The sequence below is a fragment of the Rhodococcus sp. 14-2470-1b genome (genome assembly GCF_002259415.1).
Classification (GTDB): domain Bacteria; phylum Actinomycetota; class Actinomycetes; order Mycobacteriales; family Mycobacteriaceae; genus Rhodococcoides.
The window spans coordinates 22,395-47,729 of sequence record NZ_NPFY01000014.1 but is presented as its reverse complement, the minus strand read 5'-3'; the positions used below and the strand labels follow the sequence as shown (position 1 = coordinate 47,729).

Here is a 25,335-nt window from a genome sequence, read left to right as displayed (position 1 = left end):
GCACTTCACCGACGATCAACCCGCGAACCTTCACATCCGCATTGGTAGGCAACGCATTACCCACCGAATCGGTCACCAGATCGATACTGACGACCTTCTCGAAGGTCTTGCTGTACGAGGTGACCGACCACGTCACGAACACGATGATCATGAGAAACAGCAGCAGTCCCAGCAGCCTGCGCTTCACCGCGGAGGTGGATTCGATCATTGTTCGGAGCTTAATGTAACCGACGGTAACGTCCACTACGCGGCGTGCGTTACCTGTATCACCTGGAATGCGTCCAAGTGCAGCGCATCACATCTGCCGATCTCGCGTACCGCGGGTACGGATCATGAACCGGTCACGTCCGGGAGTGACGCCTACCGTTCGACGGGCGGCGTTGTCGGCCGCGAGACCTCATCGGACACTGGGTCGGACACTGGGTCGGACACTGGGTCGGACACAGGGGTGGACGGAATCCCTCCGAGGGCGCGTGGCACCAACCACATCGTCAACGCACCGAACATGATCAATATGTTCGCCCACTGGAGAAGTGTGGCGGCGCTGTCGAGCGGAATCACTCGGTCCAGCACCTGGATGTTCATGACGATTCCGTGAACGACGACGAGCACCCACAGTCGCCGGTACTTGAAGTACACCCACACTGCGGCCGCTCCCCACAGCGCGGCCCACACGAAGCCGCCGCCGCCGAAGAACAGGTACAGGAGCCCTCGCATGCACCCGGCGAGGATCATGACCCACCCGATGGGCATTCGACCTACCAAGAGCAACACTGGCAGTGCTGCCAGCAGCGGTTCTTCGCGTAGTCCGGCACACAGGGCGGTGAGCACTGCCAAGGCCGGAGATTCGACGACTGCGGGCACCGAGAAATCGAATCGCGCAACCGAGAGTCGGTCCAGCACGAGAGCGAGGGCCGACGCGGCGGCGATCGCGGCACACCAGGCGACTGCTGCGTCGACGGCCGTTCCTTGCCTGCGCGGGAGAAGTTCCCCGATGTCGGACCGCCGTAGGTACGCGACCGTGGTGATCGCGATCATGCCGAGTGCGAGTTGTACACCCAACACCACGAGGTCGGCGGCTTGATCTCGGACGCTCAGGATCGGCATCGGCGCGTTCGGATCGCGCAATCGCCAGAGAGCGCCGAGGATGCTGACCGAGTACACCGCCGTCCACAGCGACACCAGGACGACTACCAGCGCAGACGTGACCGCCGGGTTCGGGCGATACCAGTCGGCGGCGCGCCTCCACATGCGAGACATTCTCGACCCCGCCTTCGCTTCGTGTCGTCCGCGTCGCTCTGTAGGTGCTGCGCGGTCCGGCCTGTGTCTACCACGAGGGACACGGTCACGACGAGGTGGCGGAGGCCGAAACGGTGGTTCGGGCGAAGGATGCGACGAGCAAACCGGCGGCGACCAACGCTGCTCCCGTGAGTGCGAGGCCGCCGAGGCCGAGCCACGGCAGAACGATGCCTCCCACCCCGGCACCGCCCGCGATCCCCACGTTCGCCGTCGCGTTGATCCACGCGCCTGCGGTTTCCGGTGACGTCGGTTCTGTTCGGACTGCGGCGGACTGGTACATCGACGGAACTCCCCCGAACGCACCGGACCACACAGCGGCGCACACGAGAAGCGGCAACAACCACAGGTGTGTGCTCCCGACTGCCACGATCGATGTCGCGACGAGACCGAGCACCACGAGCATCGTTCGGCGCGGACTGCGGTCGAGCGTACGTCCGGTGAGCCACAATCCGAGCACGCCGCATGCTCCCAGGATCAAAAGCACCGGTCCCAGCGCGGATTCGACGACTCCGGCATTCAGAAGCAGGATGCTGATGTAGGTGTACACGGTGTAGTGGCCGAGGAAGGTGAGCGCGTTGGAAGTCACCACGACCGGGAGACTGCCGTGGCCGCGAGACTTTTCGCGTCGGCCCGCGTCGCCGGGGACTGCAGGGAGAAGGATTGTCACGGCGACGACGGTGGCGGCGGACAGCACGGCAAGTACCACGAACGACGATCGCCATCCGATGGCATTGCCCATCGATGTCGAGATCGGCACTCCCAGTACATAACCTGCCGTGGCACCACCTGCAGCGATCGCCAATCCCCTGCCGAGGTTCGCCGGTCCGACGAGTCGGGGCACGTACCCGATGCACAGAGAAAAGAACAATGCATGCGCGACGCCGCCGATGCCGCGGCCGAACGCAAGCCATTCGAGGGAGTGCGACAGGGCGACGACGAGGTTGCTGACGACGTATCCGCCGAGCGTCGCGACGAGAATCGGTTTACGTGGCAACCGGCGTGTCCAGATGGTCATCGGCACGGCGAGAAGCGCCACAAGTCCCGCATACAGGCTCACCAGAAGGCCTATCGACGATTCCGCGACGCCGAACGATCGGCCCATCACCGGGAGCAGCCCCACCGGCAGCATCTCGGTGGTCACCGCCAAGCACGACGCCAGCGACAGGGACAGCAGCCCCTTCGTATTGGTGCGCAGGCCCCCGTCGGTTCGCGTGCTCGTGTCTCCGGTCGACATCGGACGTAATATACTCAATTGTTGAGTTTAATCAAGTGAGAAGATGATCCGCGATGGCAACCACTTCCGATACGTCCGCGCGCGCTCGATGGCTCGGCGCGGCCCAGTTGACGGCCGTCGTACGCGCGAACCCCGGCATCACCAGGGTCGAAGCTGCTCAGCGTCTGGGCATCGGGAGCGGAGGGGCAACCGAGCTCGTCGCCCGACTGAAGCATGCGCGCATCCTCGACGAAACACCGGCGAAGACACGCGGCCGCGGTCGTCCGACGACGGTCCTCGGACCGCACCCCCAAGGTCCGCTGGTACTTGCTGCGGAACTCCGCTCGAGCGATTGGCGGCTGGCTGTCTCCGACATCTTCGGAGATCCGGTCATCGTGTCGCGCGCTCCTCGCTCGCGGCCGGATCCCGACGAGGTGCTGGCGGGTATGGCCGAGGAGATCGAGCGCATCCACCTCGAATCCGACGGCAGGGTCCGCGCGGTATCCCTTTCCGTGGCAGGCACGGTCAGTGACAACACACTCGTTCAGTTCACGCCGCGTGGCTGGACGGATGCAGACCTCACACCGATGACGGCGGGACTTCCGTCGGATGTGGCGTTCCTTGTCGGGAACGATGCGACATTGGCCGGGTTGGCGGAGGCGAGAACAGGTGCGGCCAGAGGCGCGTCGACGGCCCTGCATCTGATCATCGCCGTCGGAATCGGCGGGACGCTCGTCGTCGACGGCACGCCGACCACCGGTGCCCGCGGCGCGGCGGGCGAGTACGGCCACATACCGTTCGGGGACCCTGCCGTGCGGTGCCCGTGCGGTGCTCGGGGTTGCTGGGATCTGTCGATCGACGGACGCGCACTGGCCACGTCGATCGGCGACGCTCCCCCGGCGGATCCGGTTGGCTACGCTCGCGACCTCGTGGCGAGGCTTGACGCCGGAGACAACGGACTCGCCCATGCGTTCGACAGTGTCGCCGAGTCCCTCGGGCGCGGGATCGCCGGCTTGGTGAACTTGCACGACCCGGAGGTCGTCACGCTCGGCGGCCTCGCTCCCGCCCTTCGAGGCGCAGCGCAGGACAGTTTTCGCCGCGCGTACGTCGCGGGCCTCATGTCCTTCAGAAAAGCCGCTCCCCCGGAGGTTCTCGATGGGGTGCACGGCGACGACGGCCCGCTGTACGGGGCCGTGCACCGAGGAGTGGACCACATCACGACGGATATTTCCCTCGCGGAGTGGTCCACCCTCGGACTCGGGTGAAGCGGGTGTGTCAGATGCTGGAGCGGTCGACCATGTCGACGGCGACACGCTCACCGGACTCGAGCGACTTCACGCCCGCTGCACAGACGGCTGCAGCCGCGTAGCCGTCCCATGCGCCGGGTCCGTCGATGTAGTTGCCGGTCTCGGCGCCTGCCTTGACGGCGTTGACCCACCGCTGGATCTCGGTGTCGTACGCCTGACCGAAACGCTCCTTGAACGACGGAGTGATCGTGCCGCCCCAGTTGCCGGGCTTCGTCTTGCGCACGAGGCCGACGTCGAGGCCGATCTGCGCGCTGCCGAGTTCGGCGACGACCTCGGTGCGAACCTCGTACGCAACACCGGTGGTGACGAACACCTCGGCGTCGACGTGGCGTCCGGATTCGGTTGCGAAGATGGCGATCTGCGGATCCTGAAGGCCCTCGGGCGCATTCGCGTTCGCCGACGGCTTGATGATCTGGACCGACGTGATCTCCTCGTCGAGGAGGAAGCGGGTGACGTCGACCTCGTGCACCAGTGAGTCCTTGACGATCATCGCGCTGTCGAAGTTCGGCGGCACGGCGGGGTTGCGGTGCGCGCAGTGAACGACGAGCGGGCGGCCGATATCACCGGAGTCGATGAGCGCTTTCAGCTCTGCGTACTCGTTGTCGAATCGACGCATGAAGCCGACCTGGATGAGGGTCTTACCCAGTGCTGCTTCGGCTTTCACGACGGCGAGTGAGGTTTCGACCTCGGTGGTCAGCGGCTTCTCGCAGAGGACCGGCTTGCCGTGCTCGAGGCACGCGAGGAGCTGCTTCTCGTGGGTGGGTCCCGGCGTCGCGAGCAGGACGGCGTCCACCTCGGGGTCGGCAATGGCTTCGAACGGGTCGGCCACGGCACGAGCACCAGGGATCGTGGCTGCCAGTTCCTCGGCCTTCTCGGTGAAGTAGTCGTTGACCACGGCCACACGCGCGCCGGCGATCTTGTTGGTGATTCGAGCGACGTGGTCGGCGCCCATCATTCCGACACCGAGTACGGCGATGCGGAGTTCGTTCGACATTGAAGATCTCTTTCGTCAGGGTGCGGCGGGCGCGTTACTTGAAGGTGACGGAGGGAATTCCGCAGGAGCTCAGGTACTTCTGGGTCCTCTGCGCGATGGGCAGCGGCACATCGGGAGCGCACGGGTACATGTCCTGCTCGACGATTGCGAAGATGTCCGCGGTCAGCTTGCCCTCGTCGGCAAGGCGCTCGATGGTTCCGAGCAGCGGCGGCATGTCCGGGATTCCCAGCGGCGGCTCGGTCATCGCGCCGAGCTTGCACGCCTCACCGAACGGAAGATCCTCGGCTTCGACCTTGGCCCGGACCTCGACGTTGACCTGCTTGAGGTGGAGGTATCCGATGCGCTCGGGAGCGCGCTCGATGATGGCGATGTTGTCGCCGCCGCAGTAGCTGATGTGGCCGGTGTCGAGGCACAGGTTCACGAACTCGCTCGACGTTCCGTCGAGGAATCGGTAGACGTTCTCCTCGGTGTCGACGTGGCTGTCGGCATGCGGGTGGTACTGCGCCTTGACGCCGTACTGCTCGAACATGCGCTTGCCGAGCTCGTTCATTCCCTCGGTCTTCTTGCGCCACTGGTCTGCGGTGAGATTGCGGTCCTCGAGAACGGCGCCCGTGCCCGGGTCACGCCACATCTCTGGGATGACGACGACGTGTTTGCCACCGACCGCAGCGGTCAGCTTGGCGACGTCCTCGATCTGGGTCCAGACCGCATCCCAGGAGTCGTCCTGGTGCAGGTGTTCGAACACGGTTCCCGCCGAGAGCTTGAGGTTGTGTGCCGCCAACTCGTCGGAAAGCTGCTTGGGGTCGGTGGGCAGGTATCCGAAAGGACCGAGCTCGATCCACTCGTAACCGGATGCCGAAACCTCATCGAGGAATCGGGTGTACGGCGTCTGCTGCGGGTCCTCCGGGAACCACACGCCCCACGAATCCGGTGCAGATCCGACGCGGATCACGCTCATGGTTGTCCTTTCGAGAAGTCTCGGTGCGCGCCTCGACGCGCTTTCGAGGGAGACCTGAATCTGACGCGCGTTACTGACGCGCTTCAGTCGTATACTATGAGGATTCGCTGTGTGATTGTCAAGACATTTCAATTGCCGCCACGAGCGCGGTCACTTTCCAGGGGGGACACCGTGCATCCATCGACGGAATCAACGCCGCATCGACGTCCGACGATGGCCGATGTCGCCGCGCGTGCGGGTGTTTCGCGGACACTGGTGTCGTTGATCTTCAGCGACAAACCGGGTGCATCCCAGGAAACTCGGGATCGAGTTCTCGCCGCGGCCGACGAGCTCAGTTACCAACCGGATCGGGCCGCGCAGTTGCTCGCCCGTGGGCGGAGCCGCACTCTCGGAGTATTGACAGACGTGAAGCAGACGTTCCAGGCCGAGATGCTCGGGACCGTCTACGACGCCGCCGAAACAGCGGGATACGACGTGTTGTTGTCGGCCAGCGGCCCGACTCGCGACGAACGCAAGGCGATCGAGGCCTTGCTCAGCCACCGGTGCGAGGGGCTCATTCTGTTCGATCCACTCTCGGGCTCCGAATACCTGCGGTCCGTCGCCGCCAGAGCTGTGCTGACGATCGTCGGCCGCAAGATACCTGCGAGCGGGGCCGATTCTCCCCCGATCAACACGGTGCGTTCCGCGGACAGCAGAGGTATCCGCGCGTCGGTCGACCATCTCGTGGATCTGGGACACTCTCGCATCGTCCATGTCGATGGCGGCGATCATGCCGTGTCGAACGCGCGCAGACGCGCCTACGTCGCGGCCATGCGAAGGCACGGACTCGATGCGTTCACTCGAGTCGTGACAGGTGCCCACGACGAGGAGGCGGGCGCTGCGGCTGCTCGATCGTTCCTGTCCGAACCACAGCTTCCCACCGCGGTCATGGCCGGCAACGACCGATCGGCACTGGGAGTCATGGACGAACTCACCCGAGCGGGGGTGTCCATTCCGGGCGATGTGTCCATCGTCGGTTACGACGACTCGCCGCTGTCGCGGCTGGCGCGGATCGATCTGACCACGGTGCGCCAGGATGGCGAGCAGTTGGCCAGGAGGGCGCTCGAGTTCACCGTGACACGGCTGGACGACGAGAGGACCGGAGGTTTCGAGTGCGTCATCGAACCCGAGCTGGTCGTTCGGTCGACGTCGGGGACGCCGACAAGCGCGGGATCCGGCGGCACCGCCGACGTCCGCAACCCGTGAGACCTTGATCACACATGCGCTGCACGGTTTGCCGTGGAGGTGGGTGGGCTACCCGACGACATAGTGCCTGGCACGACAGTTGGCACGATCGGAACCACCCACTCGACCAACAGGAGCGCACGATGGCTACACCCACCCTGCTCGCGCAGTTGCGGGCCGTACTTCAGCTGACCAACACCGAAATCCAGGTCGCGGAAACCCGTGTGGCGCAAGCACGCACGGACGCAGTCCGTACCGAGCTCACGCAGAACGCCGCCAACGGCCGCGAACGTGCGGCCGCCATCGAGTCGGAATTGCGTGAGCTCGGCGGGCTTCCCGACATCGTCGGTCCTCTCGTGGGACGGACTCTTGCACTCTTCAAGACGCTCGCCGAGCAGGCCCAGCCGTTCGACGAAGCACTTCTGGGTGACCTTGCACTGGAGCACCAGCTCGTCAGTCGTTCCAAGTACATCAAGGCGCTTGCGACGGCGGATTCCGAGCGGAGCGTCGTACAGCTGGCAGACCGTCTCGTTCGTGCGCACTCGGCCACGGTCGAGTGGCTGGAAACCGTTCTCGCCGAGGAAGCACTAGGAGGCCCCGTCGCGTTGCGTAGAACACCGCTTCAGGCGGCTGCCGGTGGCGCCGTGAAAATCGTGAACGCACCCGCGACGTGGTCTGCTCGCGGTATCGACCGCGCTCTCGATGTCGCGCGATCCACACCGAATCGTCTGTCCGAGCTGTTGGGCCGCGGCGCGCATGCAGGCGACATCGCCGCTCGAACGCTGTCGGCAAGCCGCGACGCGGCATTGGAGGCTGCGGAGGATGTCGTGCGCGAGGAAGGTGTCGACGGTGTCGCCGACGCCATCCACTCTGCGCGGTCCGCCGCAGGCGTTCTGGACGCCGACGAGCTACCGATCGACGATTACGAGTCGTTGAACGTCACGGAATCCGTAGCAGCGATCAAGGACTTGAGTGATCCGAAAGAGCTTCGCACCATTCTGGCGTTCGAGGAAGCGCACAAGAACCGCCATGGTGTTGTCTCTGCTACGCAGACGAGATTGGCCGCGATCGCCGGTTCGGTCATCGCTGTCGACTGACTCGGCGGCGCGTCACCGACCATGTGCACATGACGGTCCGGTCCCACTTCAGTTGGGGCCGGGCCGTTTTCGTTGTGAGCTCAGGCCCGCGTCACCCGCGGCGGGAAGGTCTCCTTCAGCCCGCTCGGCCCGACGCCTCGGTCGAGCGCGACGAGCAACACCAGACATCCGATTCCGGACAGGATCAGCGCAACTCCGAAGACCGCGGTGAATCCGAATGCATCGCCGACCACGCCGGCAGCGAGCCCGGCCGCGCCCTGCGAGAACACCACCGCGCATGCGACCAAAGTGTAGTCGGCGCCCGCGAAACGCTTGTCCGCCGCATCCATCATCAATGCGAAGATCGCGACGGTCGCTGCGCCTCCGAGTACATGCTCGGCCACGCTTGCGGTGACGAGAAGCGGGAATCCGCCGACTCCGAACGATGCAACCACATACAGTGCCAGGCTGGCAGTTTGAGTAACGCCACCGACGAGCAGCGATTGCCGCCGTCCGTAGCGAAAGGTCAGCCACGCGCCGAGTCCGGCGCCGGCGAGCGCAGCCACCGAGGACAGTCCCCCGTCGACGAATGCGATCTGGGCGAGGGTCAGGCCGCTGTCGGACATGAACGGCCCGACGAGCGCCGACCCCATCGAGTTGCCGAACTTGAAGAGCGCGACGAGCCCGATGAACGCCACCATCCCTGGGCGTCGCAGCCTGGACAACCATCCGATGGTCAGGAGTGCAGTTCGCGGGAGTGAGCCGGCGTCGGATTCGACGGCGGTCTCCGTGTCGGCTTCGGCCAGTCGCCGACGGGCGAGCAGGACCGGAATCGTCGTGGCGATCAGCAGTACCGACATCGAGACGAACAGCGCACGCCATCCGGCGAGCGAGAAGAGCCACAGCAGCAACCCTCCGCCGCAGATCATTCCGATTCGGTACGCACCGACCTGGATTCCGTTGCCCACGCCGCGTTGTCGGACGCCGAGGAGTCGGACGGCGAGGCCGTCGGTAACGATGTCCTGGGTCGCGGACAGAGCGTTGACGACGAAGATTCCGACGAACAGCCAGCGCAGGGTCGTGGACAGTTCGAGGAACGCCATTCCCAGGGCCACGGCAGCTGCGCCCAGTTGAAGGCCGAGCAACCAACGTCGCCGGGTGCCGTAGCGATCCACGTACGGCGCCCACAGGAATTTCAATGCCCAGGGCAGGAACAGGAACCCGGTCGCGCTGATCTTGACGAGGGAGTATCCGGACTCGCGCAGGACGACCGGCAGCGCAGTGGTGAAGAATCCGTAGGGAAGACCCTGGGCGAAATAGAGCGCGGTGAGCAGCGTGAGAGTGCCGACCGTGAACGAAGTCCCCCGCAACGCGAACGTCATGACCGACATCGTGTCAGACATCGGAGTGAGGCAGGGATCGAGCACGTCGTTGACAGTTTGAACTCTAACGGTTAGATTTCTAACTATGACCGGACCTGAACTGAACCCCTCCAGCACTCTCGACCTACTGAGGTGGATCGGATGGGCTCAGCAGCAGGCCGGCCTCGACTGGATTCGTGAACGCGACCTCGGTCACCAGCAAAGTTTCGTCCTCGGTTACCTGACCAGGTCGCCGGGGGCGATCCAGCGGGACATCGCGAACATGACACGGACCACGCCCGCCAGTGTGTCGAGTCTTCTGCAGGGCCTCGAGGCACGGGGGTTGATCGAGCGTCGTCCTGATCCGGCGAACGAACGCATCAAACGGGTCTACGCCACAGAATCAGGCAGCGCTTTGATCGCCGGATTCGACGACGCGATGAGGGCGATCGAGGACAAGATCCTCGGACCGCTCGATGACGACGAACGAATCACTCTGCACGCACTTCTGAGCAAGGTCACCGCGAAGCTCGCACCCCCGTCCCGCGACTGACCGACCTCGCTCCGCACCTCCGACGCATCGACGACGCCGATGCGTCGACCAGCCATGCCCAGCTACCGCGTTGTCGCACAGGGCTTTCCCGCCTATGCCCGAGCCTCACCCATGCCCGGGTCCCACCATGCCCGGGTCCCACCATGCCCGGATCTCACCGTTCCACACGAGGAGTTGCCATGAATACCTCCCCCGCCTCCACCGCCTCCACTGCCTCCACTGCCTCCACTGCCTCCACTGCCTCCACCGAGACCGACATGGACATCACCATCGAAGGTTCGAACCGGTGGTATCTGTCGTCCGCACCGATTTTTCGGGCGCTCGTGCACTTGTGTATTCCGATGGCCGCCGCGCTGATCGTGACGGCGGTCTACAACGTGATCAACGCAGGGTTCATCGGTTCGCTCCACGACGCCACACTCCTCGCTGCCGTCACCCTCGGTTCACCGGTTCTGGGAATCGTGATGGCCGTGGGCGGAGTGTTCGGCACCGGCGGTAGCGCGTTGATCTCACGGCTGCTCGGAGGGTCCGAGGCCGATCCGTCGAAGGCTGGAGAGATCAAGCACGTGGCCTCGTTCTCGGTGTGGGGAGCTGCCGCGGTGGGTGTCGTGATCGGTGCCGTCGGAGTCGTTTTCGTCGATCCACTCGTTGCGTTGCTCGGCGCGCAGGGCAACGAGGTCCATGCCACGACGGCGTTCGTAGTGGTGATGCTGGTGTTCGTTCCGGTGCTGACGACGTCCTTCTGCCTCGAGCAGCTGGTGCGAGCAGAGGGCGCGACGCGGCAGGTGATGATCGGTCTGATCCTGTCGACCGTCGCGAACGTGGTGTTCGACGTACTGTTCATTCTCGTACTGCACTTCGGTGTCGCCGGTGCGGCACTGTCGGTCGGCCTCGCGAACGTTGTCACCGCCGTGTACTTCGTGACGTGGCTGTCACGGCACAGTGAACACGTCAGCCTCGCGCCGAGGCATGTGAGGCTGACGCGGTCGATCACCGGGCCGGTGTTCGGAATCGGCGTCGGTGAGCTGACTCAGGCAGGTTTCCTGGTGGTCACCTCGTTGGTTCTGAACAACCTCGCCGCTGCGTACGGTGACGGACCGCTCGCGGCCATGGGTGTAGCGGTACGCATTGCGCAGGTGCCTGAATTTCTCATCATGGGTGTCACGCTCGGTTGCCTGCCGCTGCTCGCCTACGCCTACGGCAGGGGTGATGCTCGGCGACTGTATGCATCGGTGCGCGGTGCCGGTGTGGCCGTCGGCGCCATCGCGCTTGTGTTCTCTGCTGTGGTGTTCGTGTTCCGCGAGCAGGTGTTCGGGGCGTTCGTCGCAGACAGCTCACTGCTCGCCCTCGGCGGTGTCGTGATCACGGCTCAGTTGGTGTCGATGATCTTCAACGGTGTCGCCGGACTGGTCACCACACTGTTCCAGGCAACCGGTCGCGCACTTCCGGCGACGATCATGTCCATGACGCAGGGTCTTGCGTTCGTCCCCATCGTCGTTCTCGGCAATCTCTGGTTCGGGCTGAACGGCATCATCTGGGCGTTGACCGTCAGTGAGGGTCTCGTTCTCGTTGCAGGTGTGGCCCTCTGGCTCGCCTCGCGGACTGCGATCGCACGAGGTCTGGACGAGGTCGATCCCCAACCGGCCGACGCCGTACTCGGTGCCGGTCAGGAAGAGATGGGTTGACGCAGAATCGTTCTGAGCCTGGACGGCTCGACCCGTCGTGCATCGCTCAGGTAGATCTCGTGATGCTTCCCCGTCATCGACGCGCCGGTTCGTGGGATGAACTCGTCGTGCATCGTCGCCAGAATTTCCGCCTCGTCGTCGTACGGACCGACGTGCAGTGTCTGCACGCACCGGCCTTCGTCCAGCGTCGAGGTTCTGATTCGCCGAAGTCCGACCGGGTTTCCTTTACGCTGGACGGAATCCTGGGCTGCGGAGACCATGTCGTCCTCGATCCAGTCGGGGATCATGATCATCGACGTCCACCTCCAGCGCGTCTTGTCTCGGGCGGTGGTGAAGGAGTTCATGTTCCGCGCCCACCAGAGTGCTTCGAGCGGCATGACGACGTAGTCGCGCCCGAGGTCGTTCTTGCTCGAGAACTTGATGGCATAGGCGACAGGAAACAATGCTTCGAGCGCCTCTCGGTACTCCGGGGCGGCGTTGGGGTCACCGGAGCCGTCGATCGCGATGTACCGCAGGGGCGGAACCTCCACGACGTCGAAGTGCCCCTGCCGTGCGGAGTAGGTGGGAATCGTCTTCTTGAAGTCGATTTTCATAGCCTGCTCCCCTCGCGCCGTTCAGGTGGCCAGGGGATCACCGTACCGCCAGGAGTCCGTCGCGTGCGATCTTCTCGGCGGACCGGATACCCCCATGCGGGGGTAGTCGACTATGGCGCGCGTCACATAACGTCTCGATCCTGAACCGACCACCCTTTCGGCGCCGATTCCTGGAGAGACATGACATCACTGACACCCGACGACGCGGTCACACGTCGAACCCCGAATACGACACCGTCGTCCGCACCGAATGCAGCCCCGACGACGAGTGTCCGCAAGGTCGCGGTCGCGAGCGGCATCGGCACCACCATCGAGTTCTACGACTTCTTCATCTACGGCACCGCAGCCGCGCTTGTCTTTCCGACGGTGTTCTTCCCTGCTCTCGGCTCGACGGCAGGAACGGTCGCATCGTTCGCGACCTTCGCGGTCGCGTTCATCGCACGTCCGGCGGGCGCGGTGCTCTTCGGCCATTTCGGTGACCGGATCGGCCGTAAGAAGACGTTGATCTCCACGCTCCTCCTCATGGGAATCTCCACCTTCGTGATCGGACTTCTGCCCGGTGCTGCCACGATCGGTGTTGCGGCGCCGATCATCCTGGTCGTTCTCCGGTTCGGACAGGGGTTCGCAGTGGGTGGTGAATGGGCGGGAGCAACGCTGTTGACCGCGGAGTACGCGCCTGCGAAGAAGCGCGGCTTCTACGGTATGTTTCCGCAGCTCGGCCCGTCGGCGGCATTCATTCTCTCGAGTGGGACCTTCCTCATCACAGGCGCGGTGTTCGGTGACACCAACGAGGTCTTCCTCGACTACGGCTGGCGAATTCCGTTCCTTCTCAGCGCAGTTCTCGTGTTGATCGGCCTCTACATGAGGCTGGCTATCGAAGAGACACCGATCTTCCGAGCGAACCAGGCAGAGGAAGAGAAGGTGCAGGCCCGTGCGACGAAGCTCCCCGTGCTCGACGCGTGGCACGTGCAGAAGCGCGAGGTCCTGCTCGCCGCAGGTGCACTGGCATCGCTGTTCTCCCTCTTCTACATGGGCACTGCCTATCTGACCAGTTACGGGACCAAGACTCTGGGATTCGACCGGCCGTTCGTGCTGTGGACCGGAATTCTCGGGGCCGTGGTGTTCGGCATCGCAATCGGGCTGTCCGCGGTGTACTCCGACCGTGTCGGCCGTCGCCACGTCATCATGGCGTCCTGCTCGGTGGCGATTCCGTGGACACTCGTTCTGTTTCCGCTGCTCGATACCGGTAACCCTGGTGCGTACGTGTTCGCGATGTGTGTGACCCTGTCCATTTTCGGTATTGCGTACGGTCCCACGGGCGCCCTGCTTCCCGAGCTGTTTCAGACCAGGTTCAGGTACACCGGAGCGGGACTCGGGTACAACCTGGCGGGTGTCCTGGGTGGCGCGATTCCTCCGCTGCTGGCGGCCCCGCTGACCGCACAGTTCGGCAGTATCGCCGTCGGCGTGATGCTTGCCCTGCTGTCCGTTCTCAGCCTCGCCTGCACCAAGGCCCTCGTGGAGACGAAGGCTGTGGACATGACCTGACCCACACGTAGCCGGTCGACTGCCCGGGGACGCCACCGACGGTGTCCCCGGGCCTCGTCCGTGTCTGTGTCGTCGCGGGTCAGCGCCTGGCTGCGGCAAAGGCTGTCTCGAACGCGTCGAGAGCATCGTCGGAGTCTGCGGACGCCCATGCTTCGAGCCCCACGACCCCGGTGTAGCCGATGCGTTTCAGCGCGGACGCAACTGCGGCGTAGTTGACCTCTCCGGTACCGGGCTCACACCTGCCGGGCACGTCCGCGACTTGGATCTCACCGATGTACGGCAGAGCTTCCGTAACCGACTCGATGAGATTTCCCTCCCCGATCTGAGCGTGATACAGGTCGAGATTCATTCGGAGGTGGGGATGATCGACAGCGCGCACCAGGGACAGGGTGTCCGCGGCGGATGCAAACGGTGTGCCGGGATGATCTACCGCGACGTTGAGGTTCTCGAGGACGAACGTGCGGCCTGCCTTCTCCCCCAGCTCCGCGAGCGTGCGCAACGTGTCGGCAGCCGTGAGCCACATCGTCGGTGTGACCACCTGTACGGGCCGTAGTGGCAGACCGCCCTCGCCGAGGCCGGTACCGTGCAGATTCAGCCGAGGGCATGCGAGACGGTCGGCAACGTCCAGGGACCGCGCGGCGGACGCGAGTATCTCCGCGATACCGTCGGGTTCGGTCAGGTTTCCGGTGAGATAGCCGGTCATGGAGGAGAATTCGGCCCCGGACGAGGCGAGAGCATCGATGTCCTTGTTCGACCAATCCCAGATTTCCACCAGTAGGCCGCGATCGGAGATGCGCCGAATTCGTTCGAGCATCGGCAGATCGAGATAGAGCATCTCCGCGCACGCGGCAAGGTCGACCCCGCCGGTCATGCGCCGAACCCGGTTGCGTCGATGTCCACGGAGCGTGCGGTGGCTACGCTCTCCATGGCCGCGAGTGCGACGGTCAGTGCTGTGCGCGCGTCGTGACCGGTCACCGGCGCATCGGTTCCCTCTCGGATCGCATTCACGAATGCGACGAACTCACCCAGGTACGCCTCGCGCAGCAGATCGGTATCGCGACGGGCAGTGTCGACTCCGATTCCGTCGGGACCGTAGTAGGTCATGTCGCTCGACCGTGCGTTGCCTGCGGTGACCATGCCGCCCGATCCGAACACTTCGGCGCGTACGTCGTACCCGTACAGCGCACTGAAGTTGGCCTCGGCAACAGCAATTGCGCCGTTGTCGAATTCCACGGTGACGACGGCAGTGTCGAGGTGGCCGTCGGCTTTCGCGTCGGGACGGATCAGCGCGTCGGCGATTGCGGTCACGCGCGTGGGGCGCGCACCCGGATTGAGGAACGCCAGGGCGTCGAAATCGTGGATCAGTGTCTCGAGGAAGATCGTTCCCGGAGGGATTCGTGCCGGATCGGCTGTGAACGGACCCGGATCACGCGTGACCGACCGCAGTAGCTGAGGAGTGCCGACTCGTCCGGAGTCGATCGCGGCGCGAGCAGCGATCCAGCCGGCCGCGAAACGGCGATTGAACCCGACCTGCAGCACCACGTTCGCAGCGCCGGCAGCGGCGATCGCTCGATCGGCGTCGGCCAGCGTGATGGCCATCGGCTTCTCGACGAAGACGTGTTTGCCGGCTTCGGCGGCCGCGACGACGAGCTCTGTGTGCGTCCTGGCCGGCGTGGTGATGACAACTGCGTCGACGTCGGCGCGCGCGAGGATCTCCGCTGCGGATGTCTCCACGATGTCGACGCCGAGTAGATCGGCCAGCCGTCCACCGCTCGGCGTCGGGTCCGCAATGGCGACGAGCTCGCCTCCGAGGACGTGGCGGGCGATGAGTTCAGCGTGGCTGGAGCCGATCCGTCCGGCACCGATCAGCGCCAGTCGAACTGGATTCTTCGTGGACATCGTTCTTCCATTCTGACGACTAGTACGTACTAGTAGTACGTTCCAGTGCAGAGTAGGGCTACACCGGTCGACGGTCAACCACGTGCCGCCCGAAAGTGCTCTCTACAGCGCCGCGATTCCTTTCTCGGCAGGTCTTGTTGCCGGTGAATCACAGCCCTCGGGCCACTTCGTCTTCAACTCCCGATGAACGTGGTGTCCGCGCCGATCGCAGCCAGGAGTTCGATGTCGTGACTGATCATCAACACACCCATGCCGGCGGCATGTGCATGCCCTTGGATCAATCGAATGATTGCTGCCGTCGTCGCGGCATCGAGCATGGCCGTGGCCTCGTCGCAAATCAAGTACTCGGGTTTCTGCGCGAGAGCCCTTGCCACGCAGGCACGTTGAAGTTGACCGTCACTGACTTGATGCGGTCGCCTGGCCAGCAGGTCGGTGGTCAATCCGACGCTGTCCGCGAGCGCGTCGACATTCGTAGTGCGACCCGCGATCACAGCGGGTTGCTCGATGATCGACCGCAGCGTCATGCGCGGATCGGTCGCCGATCGCGGGGACTGAAAGAGCAGCGCGACCTTTCGACGTATCTCGGACGGCACCGAGAATCCCACCTCGGCCACGTCGACGCCGTCGATGCGGACAACACCCTCACTCGGCGCGAGAAGTAACGCGAGGACACGCGCCATGGTGGATTTGCCGGAGCCGGACGGTCCGGCGAGCCCGACGAGTTCACCGGCCGGCACCGACAAGGATTGCCGGACCAGGATATCGGCTGTGCCGGGGTATCCGGCTGTGACCTCCCAGGCGTCGAGACTCATGGTGTCGCCTTCCTCCTGTACGACCTGGCCCCGACGGTGACCAGCTCCGTCGGTCCACCCGAGAACGTGGTGTCCGGTCGGCGGAGGTGGTACACGCACTCGTCGGGCAAGTCGGTCAGCTGTGGAGGGATCCCCGGCATCGGGTTCAGACCACGGGACGGCAGGGCGTTCACGAGGTCACGGGTGTAGTCGTGCAGCGGGTCGTCGAGCACCGACCGAGCAGGACCCGTTTCCATGATGCGCGACGCGTACATGACGGCGACTCGATCGGCGACGGAAGATCTGACGAGGGACGACAGGTCGTGGGTGATGAGCAGGACAGCGGCGCCGTTGTCCGCCGACCGACGCAGCAGCGCGAGCACGCGGTCGGCGAGTTCGGTGTCGAGGTTGGCCGTCGGTTCGTCGGCGACGATCACCGATGGGTCCCCGACGAGAGCCCCGGCAATCGCAACTCGTTGTGCCATGCCACCGGACAACTCGTGTGGATGGCGGTCCAGCTCCGCCGGGTCCAACCCGACTCGGAGGGCCAAGTCGTTCGCGGTGTGGGTGGACCCGAGCACCCGAATCGTCTCGTCCAGTTGTGAGCGCGCTGTGCGTACGGGTGTCAGATACGACGAGGCCGACTGCGGAATCAGTGCCACATCCCGGCCGCGGAAGGACTTGTCGGTGAACACGTCGATCGTCCGGGTTTCGGTCCTGACGGAAATCGAGCCCGTCACCGACGATTCCACGGGGAGCATCGACATCACGGCGGACGCGAGAATCGATTTGCCGCAGCCGGATTCGCCGACCAGGGCCGTGACCGTACCTCGTTCGATCGAGAGATCCACGTCGCTGGCCGCATGCACGACGCCACCGCCACGCACGGGAATCCTGATGGTCAGATTCTCGATGGTCAGAGCGCTCACAACCGCAGCTCCGATGGTGCGGGTGGTGCGATCGTCGAGCGCAGGGCCGAGCCCGCCAGCGCCACGGACACCGTTGCCAGCACGAGAATTCCCGCCGGAAACGCCAGTGTCCACCATCCTCCGAGCAGCAACGAGCTTCTCGCTTCGGACAACAGAGTTCCCAGGCTCGGCTGGTGCGGTGGAAGTCCGAAGCCCAGGAACGACAACGTCGACTCGTGCCAGATGGCGTGCGGTAAGAGGAGTACGACGGCGATCAGGGCTTGCGGCATCACGGCGGGCAGCAGGTGCCGCACGATGACGTGACGTCTACTCGCGCCCGCAAGAATTGCGGCATCGATGTAGGGCCTGCCCTTCAGTCCAAGGATCTCCGAACGAACGATGCGGGCGACCTGCGTCCAATGTGTGAGTGCGATCGACAGCATCACTGCCGCCGCACTGCCTCGGAACATCGCGACGACGACGATACCGAGCAGCAGATGCGGAAGCGCGTTGACGGCGTCGGTACTGCGCATGACGACTCGGTCCACCCAGCCACCGCGGAGTCCGGCCACTGCACCGACGGCGGTTCCGATCAGTGTGGCGAGCAGCGCGCACGACCCAGCGATCACGAGCGACGTTCGTATTGCGCTTGCGCTGCGTACGAACAGATCTCGGCCTGCCGAATCGGTACCGAACCAGTGCGAGAACGACGGTGCCAGCCTGGCCTGCTGAAAGTCGGTGATGCGATCGTCGACTCCGGACAGCCACGGAACGCCGACGGCGTACAGCGCAAGAAGCGACAGCACGGCGACAGCGACGATCAACCGTCGCCTAGCCATCGGTGTTCACCCGGGGATCCAACACTGCTGCGGACACGTCGGCGATCAGGGAGCCGAGCATGACCGCAACAGTGGTTCCGATGGTGAGGAAGGCCAGCAGCGCCATGTCGAGGTCCCGCGCGGACTGAACCAGGGCGCCTGCGATTCCCGGCCACGAGAACACTTCCTCGACGAGTACGGCTCCGACGACGAGCTCCGGCAAGCGCGCCCCGACCACGTTGACGAATGGAGCGAGAGAGGCCGGGACGATGTGCCGGGTCGTCACTGTCCGGCCCGGAATTCCCCGCGCGACGGCGCCCGCCACGAAGTCCTCTCCGCGAGAGGTCGATACCGATTCGCGCACCGCCAGCAACAACCACGGTAGCTGCGACAGGGCCAGCACCGAGACAGGAAGGGCAAGGTGCCTGAGCACTCCGACAGGAGTCGGGTCGGCGCCTGCGTCGGTGAGTCCTGCCACCGGCAGCCATCCCAGCCCAAGCGCGAAGATGGCGATCGCGCCGAGAGACAGAACGAACGGCGGCACAGCCTGTACTACCAGGCAGACCCCGGTCACCGCGCGATCGAGCCACCCTCCGCGACCACTACCGGCCAGAACGCCGAGCACCAGTGCGAGGGTCGCGGCCAGCACCAGACCGAGTCCTGCGAGCAGCAGAGTCCACGGCACGCGCTCCATCAACACCTGAGTCACGGGTTGTCCGAACGACCTCGACATCCCCAGATCGCCGGTGACAACGCCGTGCAGCCACTGTCCGTACGCGTCGTACCACGAACGGTCCAGACCGAGTTGTTCGGTGAGAACAGCCTTGTCGGCCTCCGACGTCGTTGTGTACCGCACCCCCAGGTACGCCACGAGCGGATCGAACGGCGACGCCGACGCAGCCGCGAACAGCCCGACCGAGACGGCCACGCAGACCGGCACCACGAACAGCAGTCGCCTGCGCACCATGGCTACGATCGACCGCCGTCTGGCGTGTCGATCCGGCCGAGCAGTCACCTGTTGCCGAGGCAGTGTGGAGGTCACGGTGTCGTCGTCCAGGTCTGCAACGACCACCACGGCCCCCACGTGACGCCGTGCGAGTGCGGTTCGAGAATCGGTCCCGACATCGTCCAGTCCGAATCCTTCGAAACGTAGGTGTGATCGAGAAAAACCAGGTACACGTATCCGGGATCCTCGATGTAGGCGCGCTGGACGTCGCGGTAGGCACGGTCACGCTCCGCGATGTCCAGACTGCGACGCCCCAGCTCCAACCCAGCATCGACGTCCGCGTTCGAGTAATCGCTCGCGTTGTCGTAGACGCTCCCCACATCGGGACGGAGAAACACGGAGTTCAGCGCGTTGTACGCCTGCGTGTCCGGGTCGTACGGTTCGGAACCACCGCCGAGCAGTGTCCCGTCGTACGAGATCCTCGGATCGATCCGGTCCCAGGACAACGCCTCCAGCTTCACGTCGATGCCGACGGCCGATGCGTCGGACGCGAAGGCCTGAGCGAGGTCTCGACGCACGGTATCCGTCGAGTTGTACATGACGGTGAATTCCGCGCGGGTGCCGTTCCTGGTGCGCACCCCGTCCGCAGCGAGCCGCCAACCCGCACCGTCGAGGATTCGTGCCGCGCTGTCGGGGTCGTACGAGAACACCGCCGACGGCTCGTACGCGTCACCGTAGACCGCCGGGATCGGCGTAGCCGCCGGCCGCCCGAACCCACCGAGGATGCCGTCGACCATCGATTGCCGATTCACTGCGAGGTTCAACGCCATCCGCACGGCCTTGTCCCCCGCCACCGGGTTGTCCGTCGGGAGGGACACTCCGCGCCAGTCCGCGGAGGTGTTGGACGTCAGCGACATTCCGTCGCGGTTGTCGAGTGACTCGGCGAGCAGTGGAGGAAGATTCGTGCCGTCGATCTCTCCGGCTGCCATGCGCTGAGCGCGCGTGTTGTCGTCCGGCACGTACAGCAAGGTCAACTTCTTCACTTCGGGCGCGCCGCCGAAATAGTTCTCGTTCGCTTCGAGTATCGCGCGGTCGGGCGCCAGGTCCACGAGTGTGTAGGGTCCGGTACCGATCGGCGCGGTGTTGAGGCTCGATTCCGCAGCAAGGCCCGGCGCGGCCACCGATTCCGAGGGAACGATGCCGATCAGGAGCTTCGTGGGCAGCGCAGAGTACGGATAGGCAAGCCGGAACTCGACCGTACTGTCATCCACTGCGACGACGTCGCTGATCATGTCGAACGACGACCGTGCTTCCGAAGCCGATGCCGGGTCGAGGATCGCACGGTAGGTGGCCACCACGTCGGCGGCATCGAAATTCGAGCCGTCGGAGAACGTGACGCCGCCGCGCAGAGGAACTGTCCACACCGTCGCGTCCGCGTTGGCTGCAGGGAGCTCGGTTGCAAGTGCAGGTGTGAATCCCGGGAGACCTGGTGTGCCGTCCAGACGTAGGAGGCCGTCGTACATCTTGGCCTCGCCCGCGGAGCCGTACCCTGAGATCGGGTTGTAGTCACCGAGTCGATACCCGTCGGCGAGGACGATACCGCCCTCGGACGATCCACCCGTCGAACCGGTGGGCGCGCCGCAGGACGCGAGCGTGAGGATGCAGGCTGCTCCCACGGCGCAGCAATGTCCGAAGCGTGTGTTCATCGACCTTCTTCGTTCGTACGGAAGTTCAAATGTACAAACGTTCAGATGAAAATGCGCGTCGGCGGTGCACTCACTCGCGACGTCCACCGGTGGCCGACTCCGGTCCGGTCGCGACAGGCCGAGTCGAGTCGTTCGACCACTGCGACCACGAACCCGGATACAGAGCGGCCTCCATGCCCAGAATGTTCAGGCCCGCGATCACATGTGCGGCGGTGACCCCGGATCCGCAGTACACCGCGCCGACGTCGGTGCCGCTTCCCACATGGTCGATCAGCGCCGATCGAAGTTCGTCGTCGGCAAGGAAAGTCCCGTCCTCCGCGAGCAGAGCACTGGTCGGGAAATTTCTCGCGCCTGGAATATGACCGGCCTTCGGGTCCACGGGTTCGACTTCGCCTCGAAAGCGCTCGGCTGCACGTGCGTCCACAAGTCGACCCGCTTCGGCGAACCGCGCTGCGCCATCGGCGTCCACGGTCGGTTGACCACCCTCCCTCAGCGTCACGTCGCCGGCCTCGACCGATGTCTCGCCCGTTTCGACCGGACGACCCGACCGGGTCCATGCAGCGAACCCGCCGTCGAGGATCCGAACGTTCGCAATTCCGGCCCACCTCAGCAGCCACCACGCCCGCGCCGCCGACGTACTCGGGCCCGCGTCGTAGACGACCACGTCATCGCCGTCGTCGATCCCCCACCGACGCGCGGACGCTTGGAGGGCGGCTACGTCCGGTAACGGATGTCGGCCGGATCCAGGTCCTGCGTGCCCGGCAAGTTCTGTGTCCAGGTCCACGTACACAGCGCCGGGTATGTGCGACTGCAGGTACAGCTCTCGGCCGTCGCTGCGGCCGAGTGCCCACCGCACGTCGAGAACCCTCGTGCCGTCCGCCGAAACGGCACGCCCGAGTTCCTGGACGCCCACGAGCACCGAATTGCGGAATGTCTGCGAAGTCATGTCCGTGTCCTACGGTCGATGGATTCTGGAACATCGGGTCGATGCTTGACCAGGTCCAGAGCGAACTCGATGTACGCGGCTGCGACGTCCTCCGGGCGCTCGTTGCGCGCTGTGTCGAACCACTGGGCCACGGCGACGCACATCGCCACGACGGCGCGCGCGGCCTCGCGTGGCCGCGTGGTGCCGAACAACCCTTGCTCCACCCCCGCGTACACCTCGGCATCCACCATGCGCTGCACCTCGACACGTTTGGCTGCGATACGCGAATAGCTGGAGTCCTCGAGACTGCGCATTTCACTGGACCCGATGAACCCCAGCTCTTTCCGGTAACTGTGATAGAGCGTCAGGCTCTCGACCAGCCGAGCCAGTCTGCTGATCGGAGAATCTCCCTCCTCCTCGTCGCGTGCAGCGGTGACACGACGTAGGAGGTCGGTCATCGTGAGTTCGAAGATGGCAACGAGCATTGCCTGCTTACTCGGGTAGTAATGGTAAAGAGCGGATACACTCGAGTTCGCTTCTTCGGCAATGTCACGGATGGATGAGCCCTCGTATCCCTTCCGCACGATGCACGCCACCGCGGCTCGAAGCACGACATCCATCTCGAGGTCACCGTACTCACGCCAGTTCGGCGGACGATCTCCCACCGAGGTCGAGTTCGGGCTGCCGGGCCCTGCAGGGGCGCCGGCGAACAAATCGCCGGGTGCGATATCGAGAACAGTCGCGATAGCGTGCAAACGATCGATGCTCATCGTGGTGCGACCGGTCTCGAGGGCGGTGATGGTTGCCGGGCTCAGATCCAGGCGTCGCGCCAACTCTCGAAGCGATATCCCCTGCCGGGTACGCATATCCCTGACCCGGGCACCGACGTACGCGCCGGGACTCGTCGACGATTCTGCGCTGCTCGTGGATCCTGCACTGCTCATACGTTCAGCTTACCGGCTCACAGTCGTTCACCGTGACTGAACAGCGACAGGGCAACACCGGGCCGGACTGCTCCGTCCTGTCGATTATCTCGCGGTAGCACTCCGTTTTCGGACCAATCGATCATGTGGCAGCGAAGCGAGCGATACGGCGTTGGGCATCGTCGGACGTGCTGACCTCGGCGATCGTGTCGGCTTCCTGATCCAGATGCTCCTGATACGACGATGCCATCGCCCTGCGCATCAGCCGCCGTGTTTCCCCGAGTGCCGGATGGGCACCGGCAACGAGGGTCGCGGCCAGTTCTTCCGCGCGGGTGGTGATGTCGGAATCGTCCACGAGGTCGGTGATCAGGCCCGTGTCGAGCGCTTCCTGGGCGGAGACGACGCGGGATGTCAGCAACATCCGAGCTGCGTTGCGTGCGCCCACGACCGCCGGAAGCAGCGCGGACACTCCGCAATCCGGAGGCAGACCCACGCCCGCGTACGCCGCAGCGAACGTGCTCGACGGTCCAGCGACGACGAAATCGGAAGCGAGAACGAGGCCGAGCCCTGCACCCGCGGCCGCACCCTGTACGGCAGCAACGACCACGACCGGCACTGTGTGAAGCTTCGCCAGTGCCCGGTGAACCACACCGGCCAGACCGCGTAGAAATGCGGCAGTGTCCTCCGCCGCCGCCATCTGGCGCACATCGCCACCCGCACAGAAGTTCTTGCCGTCTCCGCTCAGCAGGACCACGCGGACCGACGGGTTCGCGGCGACATTCTCGACCGCTCGTTCGAACGCCTCGGCCAGATCCGTGTCGATGGAGTTGGACGCGGCGCCGCGCGAGAGATGGATGCGAGCAAGCGCGCCGTCTGTCGAGAACGTCACCGGCCCTTCGACGACTGCGTCGGTCATCGTGGTGCCATACGGATGGCGCCGTCCAAGCGGATGACCTCACCGTTCAGCATCGGGTTCTCGACGATGTGGCGTACGAGCGCGCCGAACTCGTCCGGGTCACCCAACCGAGACGGATGCGGCACCTGCGCACCGAGGGATGCCCGCGCGTCCTCCGGCAGCGTCTTCAGGAGCGGTGTATCGAAGATTCCGGGTGCGATGGTCGCGACACGGATCTGGTGACGCGCGAGCTCACGGGCGATGGGGAGAGCCATCGACACGATGCCGCCTTTGGACGCCGCGTAGGCAGGCTGACCGATCTGGCCGTCGAAGGCCGCCACGGACGCCGTGTTCACGATGACACCGCGCTCGCCGTCGACACTGTCCGTGGTCGCAATCCTCTCTGCAGCAAGGCGAATGACGTTGAACGTGCCGAGGAGGTTGATACGAACGATACGTTCGAAGTCCTCGAGCGGAAGCGGGCCGTTCTTTCCGAGGACTTTGCCGGGAGGGCCGACGCCTGCGCAGTTCACCACGACACGGAGCGGTCCCTGCTCCGACAGTACGTCGAGTGCTTGCGACACGTCCTCGGTCGAGGTCACGTCTCCGGGAAGGAACGTGACGGATCCCGCCTGCGCTTGCGCGACGGCCTCGCCGGGGGATCCGGGCAGGTCGAGGATGCCTACATGGGCTCCCGCAGCTACGAGCGCCTCGGTGGTGGCCAGTCCGAGACCGGACGCACCTCCCGTGACGAGAGCGATGATGTTGTCGGTCTTCAACGAAGAGCTCCTGTTCCATGTCCACGACGAATGCCGTCCGTCATGAGTCCGATTCGATCGTGTGCGACGCGCGATGCTGCCCCGTCGGAACGGGGCGATGTTCAGCGTGGGTCGACGAAGATGTCGTAGTCGAGTGGTTCGACTCCCCCGTACTGCTGCAGGTCGGTGACTCCGGCCTCGGCCAGTACGTCGACATCGATGGTCGTTCGTCCCGTTCGGCGGCTCGGGCGGTGAGCGAGCAGCAGCGCCGCTGCGTCCGCCATGATCTGCGGATCGCGCGCGTGAGACGTTCCTTCTTCTCCGCCCAGCAGGTTCTTGACGGCAGCGGTTGCGATCGTGGTCTCGGGCCACAGGCAGTTGCTTGCAATACCGAACTCGGCGAACTCGGCGGCGAAACCGAGTGCAAGCAGGGTCATTCCGTATTTTCCGAGCATGTACCCGGGATGTTTGCCCAACCATTCGTTCGACATGTTCATCGGTGGAGACAGCGTCAGAACCTGCGCGGAATCGGACTTCTTCAGGTGCGGAAGGCACGCCTGCGTCAGCGCAAACGTCCCGCGCACGTTGACCTGCTGAATGAGGTCGAACCGTTTGAGCGGCAGGTCCTCTGTCTTCGCGAGATTCAGCACGCTCGCATTGTTGATGCAGAAATCGATTCCGCCGAACGTGTCCATCGCGGTCTGGGCAGCTCGCTGAACGTCGGCGTCGATGCGCACGTCTCCGACGACTCCGACGGCCTTCCCGCCTGCGGCCTCGATCTGTTCGACGGCGGAGTGAATGGTCCCGGGAAGCCGGGGGTCCGGGTTGTCGGTCTTGGCCAGCAGGACCAGGTTGGCACCACCCTTCGCCAGCTGTGTGGCGATGGCCAAGCCGATTCCTCGGCTGCCACCGGACATCACCGCGGTGAGTCCGTCGAAGCGTAGGTCGCTCATGATGT

General features: G+C 64.7%; 24 protein-coding genes and 1 pseudogene. 6 read left to right on the top strand and 19 right to left on the bottom strand.

Going from position 1 to position 25,335, the window contains the following annotated elements; all coding sequences use genetic code 11:
* The 3 genes and pseudogenes from CH293_RS12070 to CH293_RS12060 all read right to left on the bottom strand — a co-directional run.
* A pseudogene (locus tag CH293_RS12070) lies at positions 1-208 on the bottom strand (mammalian cell entry protein); the annotation flags it as partial.
* Between the two features lie 152 nt (positions 209-360).
* Positions 361-1,251: a CPBP family intramembrane glutamic endopeptidase gene (locus tag CH293_RS12065; protein WP_094720356.1), complete on the bottom strand. Its 891-nt coding sequence runs from the start codon at positions 1,249-1,251 to the stop codon at positions 361-363.
* A gap of 94 nt (positions 1,252-1,345) precedes the next feature.
* Positions 1,346-2,533, bottom strand: coding sequence for an MFS transporter (locus tag CH293_RS12060; protein ID WP_094720355.1), 1,188 nt, complete (start codon positions 2,531-2,533; stop codon positions 1,346-1,348).
* 53 nt (positions 2,534-2,586) lie between these two features.
* Between CH293_RS12060 and CH293_RS12055 the strand changes: the two genes are divergently transcribed.
* Entirely contained in the window at positions 2,587-3,777 is a 1,191-nt protein-coding gene (locus CH293_RS12055; protein WP_255122829.1) for an ROK family protein, read from the top strand.
* A gap of 10 nt (positions 3,778-3,787) precedes the next feature.
* On the opposite strand, the gene CH293_RS12050 is transcribed toward CH293_RS12055, so the two are convergent.
* Positions 3,788-4,813 carry a Gfo/Idh/MocA family protein gene (locus tag CH293_RS12050; RefSeq protein ID WP_019667725.1) on the bottom strand — a complete coding sequence of 342 codons (1,026 nt, stop codon included), beginning with the start codon at positions 4,811-4,813 and terminating at the stop codon, positions 3,788-3,790.
* A gap of 34 nt (positions 4,814-4,847) precedes the next feature.
* Positions 4,848-5,771: a sugar phosphate isomerase/epimerase gene (locus tag CH293_RS12045; protein ID WP_019667726.1), complete on the bottom strand. Its 924-nt coding sequence runs from the start codon at positions 5,769-5,771 to the stop codon at positions 4,848-4,850.
* 213 nt (positions 5,772-5,984) lie between these two features.
* On the opposite strand from CH293_RS12045, the gene CH293_RS12040 reads away from it, so the two are divergent.
* Both CH293_RS12040 and CH293_RS12035 read left to right on the top strand, forming a co-directional pair.
* Positions 5,985-7,016: a LacI family DNA-binding transcriptional regulator gene (locus tag CH293_RS12040; RefSeq protein ID WP_094720354.1), complete on the top strand. Its 1,032-nt coding sequence runs from the start codon at positions 5,985-5,987 to the stop codon at positions 7,014-7,016.
* A gap of 122 nt (positions 7,017-7,138) precedes the next feature.
* Entirely contained in the window at positions 7,139-8,092 is a 954-nt protein-coding gene (locus tag CH293_RS12035) for a hypothetical protein (protein WP_094720353.1), read from the top strand.
* Positions 8,093-8,172: 80 nt separating this feature from the next.
* Here the strand turns inward: CH293_RS12035 and CH293_RS12030 are convergent, their stop codons facing one another.
* On the bottom strand, positions 8,173-9,474 hold the full coding sequence (locus tag CH293_RS12030; protein ID WP_037112604.1) for an MFS transporter: 1,302 nt from the start codon (positions 9,472-9,474) through the stop codon (positions 8,173-8,175).
* Positions 9,475-9,538: 64 nt separating this feature from the next.
* Between CH293_RS12030 and CH293_RS12025 the strand changes: the two genes are divergently transcribed.
* On the top strand, positions 9,539-9,985 hold the full coding sequence (locus tag CH293_RS12025) for a MarR family winged helix-turn-helix transcriptional regulator (protein WP_094720352.1): 447 nt from the start codon (positions 9,539-9,541) through the stop codon (positions 9,983-9,985).
* 179 nt (positions 9,986-10,164) lie between these two features.
* Entirely contained in the window at positions 10,165-11,670 is a 1,506-nt protein-coding gene (locus tag CH293_RS12020; protein ID WP_255122828.1) for an MATE family efflux transporter, read from the top strand.
* On the opposite strand, the gene CH293_RS12015 is transcribed toward CH293_RS12020, so the two are convergent.
* Positions 11,652-12,263, bottom strand: a complete 612-nt coding sequence (locus tag CH293_RS12015; RefSeq protein ID WP_094720350.1) for a GyrI-like domain-containing protein — start codon at positions 12,261-12,263, stop codon at positions 11,652-11,654. The two genes, CH293_RS12020 and CH293_RS12015, sit on opposite strands and share 19 nt — an antisense overlap.
* 180 nt (positions 12,264-12,443) lie before the next feature.
* Here CH293_RS12015 and CH293_RS12010 point away from each other — a divergent pair, with 180 nt between their 5' ends.
* Positions 12,444-13,808, top strand: a complete 1,365-nt coding sequence (locus tag CH293_RS12010) for an MFS transporter (RefSeq protein WP_094720349.1) — start codon at positions 12,444-12,446, stop codon at positions 13,806-13,808.
* A 79-nt stretch (positions 13,809-13,887) separates the two neighbouring features.
* Here CH293_RS12010 and CH293_RS12005 read toward each other — a convergent pair whose 3' ends face one another.
* The 12 genes from CH293_RS12005 to CH293_RS11950 all read right to left on the bottom strand — a co-directional run bounded on the left by CH293_RS12005 (position 13,888) and on the right by CH293_RS11950 (position 25,330).
* Positions 13,888-14,679, bottom strand: a complete 792-nt coding sequence (locus CH293_RS12005; protein WP_094720348.1) for a TIM barrel protein — start codon at positions 14,677-14,679, stop codon at positions 13,888-13,890.
* Positions 14,676-15,707: a Gfo/Idh/MocA family oxidoreductase gene (locus CH293_RS12000; protein ID WP_094720347.1), complete on the bottom strand. Its 1,032-nt coding sequence runs from the start codon at positions 15,705-15,707 to the stop codon at positions 14,676-14,678. Before CH293_RS12000 ends, CH293_RS12005 begins: the two co-directional genes overlap by 4 nt.
* Before the next feature lie 173 nt (positions 15,708-15,880).
* Positions 15,881-16,519 (bottom strand): ABC transporter ATP-binding protein, encoded by a 639-nt coding sequence (locus CH293_RS11995; protein WP_094720346.1) that lies wholly within the window; start codon positions 16,517-16,519, stop codon positions 15,881-15,883.
* Entirely contained in the window at positions 16,516-17,427 is a 912-nt protein-coding gene (locus CH293_RS11990) for an ABC transporter ATP-binding protein (protein WP_094720345.1), read from the bottom strand. Before CH293_RS11990 ends, CH293_RS11995 begins: the two co-directional genes overlap by 4 nt.
* On the bottom strand, positions 17,424-18,245 hold the full coding sequence (locus tag CH293_RS11985) for an ABC transporter permease (RefSeq protein ID WP_037112617.1): 822 nt from the start codon (positions 18,243-18,245) through the stop codon (positions 17,424-17,426). Before CH293_RS11985 ends, CH293_RS11990 begins: the two co-directional genes overlap by 4 nt.
* The gene (locus CH293_RS11980) at positions 18,238-19,308 is read right to left on the bottom strand and encodes an ABC transporter permease (RefSeq protein ID WP_094720344.1); all 1,071 of its coding nucleotides are present in this window, start codon (positions 19,306-19,308) and stop codon (positions 18,238-18,240) included. Before CH293_RS11980 ends, CH293_RS11985 begins: the two co-directional genes overlap by 8 nt.
* A complete protein-coding gene (locus CH293_RS11975; protein WP_094720343.1) occupies positions 19,263-20,876 on the bottom strand; it encodes an ABC transporter substrate-binding protein in 1,614 nt (537 codons plus the stop codon). The genes CH293_RS11980 and CH293_RS11975 overlap by 46 nt, the downstream gene beginning before the upstream one ends.
* Positions 20,877-20,946: 70 nt before the next feature.
* Positions 20,947-21,822: a sulfurtransferase gene (locus tag CH293_RS11970; RefSeq protein WP_037112620.1), complete on the bottom strand. Its 876-nt coding sequence runs from the start codon at positions 21,820-21,822 to the stop codon at positions 20,947-20,949.
* Positions 21,819-22,745: a TetR family transcriptional regulator gene (locus CH293_RS11965; RefSeq protein ID WP_052059506.1), complete on the bottom strand. Its 927-nt coding sequence runs from the start codon at positions 22,743-22,745 to the stop codon at positions 21,819-21,821. The genes CH293_RS11970 and CH293_RS11965 overlap by 4 nt, the downstream gene beginning before the upstream one ends.
* A 121-nt stretch (positions 22,746-22,866) precedes the next feature.
* Entirely contained in the window at positions 22,867-23,640 is a 774-nt protein-coding gene (locus CH293_RS11960; RefSeq protein ID WP_037112621.1) for an enoyl-CoA hydratase/isomerase family protein, read from the bottom strand.
* Positions 23,637-24,398: a 3-hydroxyacyl-CoA dehydrogenase gene (locus CH293_RS11955; RefSeq protein ID WP_094720342.1), complete on the bottom strand. Its 762-nt coding sequence runs from the start codon at positions 24,396-24,398 to the stop codon at positions 23,637-23,639. The genes CH293_RS11960 and CH293_RS11955 overlap by 4 nt, the downstream gene beginning before the upstream one ends.
* Positions 24,399-24,499: 101 nt before the next feature.
* A complete protein-coding gene (locus CH293_RS11950) occupies positions 24,500-25,330 on the bottom strand; it encodes an NAD(P)-dependent oxidoreductase (protein ID WP_033188746.1) in 831 nt (276 codons plus the stop codon).
* Positions 25,331-25,335 lie beyond the last annotated feature (5 nt).

What these genes read in the sequence shown, in the direction of transcription:
- CH293_RS12065 (WP_094720356.1), bottom strand. Translation starts at nt 1,251, where the DNA reads ATGTGGAGGCGCGCCGCCGACTGGTATCGCCCGAACCCGGCGGTCACG.
- CH293_RS12060 (WP_094720355.1), bottom strand. Translation starts at nt 2,533, where the DNA reads ATGTCGACCGGAGACACGAGCACGCGAACCGACGGGGGCCTGCGCACC.
- CH293_RS12055 (WP_255122829.1), top strand. Translation starts at nt 2,587, where the DNA reads ATGGCAACCACTTCCGATACGTCCGCGCGCGCTCGATGGCTCGGCGCG.
- CH293_RS12050 (WP_019667725.1), bottom strand. Translation starts at nt 4,813, where the DNA reads ATGTCGAACGAACTCCGCATCGCCGTACTCGGTGTCGGAATGATGGGC.
- CH293_RS12045 (WP_019667726.1), bottom strand. Translation starts at nt 5,771, where the DNA reads ATGAGCGTGATCCGCGTCGGATCTGCACCGGATTCGTGGGGCGTGTGG.
- CH293_RS12040 (WP_094720354.1), top strand. Translation starts at nt 5,985, where the DNA reads ATGGCCGATGTCGCCGCGCGTGCGGGTGTTTCGCGGACACTGGTGTCG.
- CH293_RS12035 (WP_094720353.1), top strand. Translation starts at nt 7,139, where the DNA reads ATGGCTACACCCACCCTGCTCGCGCAGTTGCGGGCCGTACTTCAGCTG.
- CH293_RS12030 (WP_037112604.1), bottom strand. Translation starts at nt 9,474, where the DNA reads ATGTCTGACACGATGTCGGTCATGACGTTCGCGTTGCGGGGGACTTCG.
- CH293_RS12025 (WP_094720352.1), top strand. Translation starts at nt 9,539, where the DNA reads ATGACCGGACCTGAACTGAACCCCTCCAGCACTCTCGACCTACTGAGG.
- CH293_RS12020 (WP_255122828.1), top strand. Translation starts at nt 10,165, where the DNA reads ATGAATACCTCCCCCGCCTCCACCGCCTCCACTGCCTCCACTGCCTCC.
- CH293_RS12015 (WP_094720350.1), bottom strand. Translation starts at nt 12,263, where the DNA reads ATGAAAATCGACTTCAAGAAGACGATTCCCACCTACTCCGCACGGCAG.
- CH293_RS12010 (WP_094720349.1), top strand. Translation starts at nt 12,444, where the DNA reads ATGACATCACTGACACCCGACGACGCGGTCACACGTCGAACCCCGAAT.
- CH293_RS12005 (WP_094720348.1), bottom strand. Translation starts at nt 14,679, where the DNA reads ATGACCGGCGGGGTCGACCTTGCCGCGTGCGCGGAGATGCTCTATCTC.
- CH293_RS12000 (WP_094720347.1), bottom strand. Translation starts at nt 15,707, where the DNA reads ATGTCCACGAAGAATCCAGTTCGACTGGCGCTGATCGGTGCCGGACGG.
- CH293_RS11995 (WP_094720346.1), bottom strand. Translation starts at nt 16,519, where the DNA reads ATGAGTCTCGACGCCTGGGAGGTCACAGCCGGATACCCCGGCACAGCC.
- CH293_RS11985 (WP_037112617.1), bottom strand. Translation starts at nt 18,245, where the DNA reads ATGGCTAGGCGACGGTTGATCGTCGCTGTCGCCGTGCTGTCGCTTCTT.
- CH293_RS11975 (WP_094720343.1), bottom strand. Translation starts at nt 20,876, where the DNA reads ATGAACACACGCTTCGGACATTGCTGCGCCGTGGGAGCAGCCTGCATC.
- CH293_RS11970 (WP_037112620.1), bottom strand. Translation starts at nt 21,822, where the DNA reads ATGACTTCGCAGACATTCCGCAATTCGGTGCTCGTGGGCGTCCAGGAA.
- CH293_RS11965 (WP_052059506.1), bottom strand. Translation starts at nt 22,745, where the DNA reads ATGAGCAGTGCAGGATCCACGAGCAGCGCAGAATCGTCGACGAGTCCC.
- CH293_RS11960 (WP_037112621.1), bottom strand. Translation starts at nt 23,640, where the DNA reads ATGACCGACGCAGTCGTCGAAGGGCCGGTGACGTTCTCGACAGACGGC.
- CH293_RS11950 (WP_033188746.1), bottom strand. Translation starts at nt 25,330, where the DNA reads ATGAGCGACCTACGCTTCGACGGACTCACCGCGGTGATGTCCGGTGGC.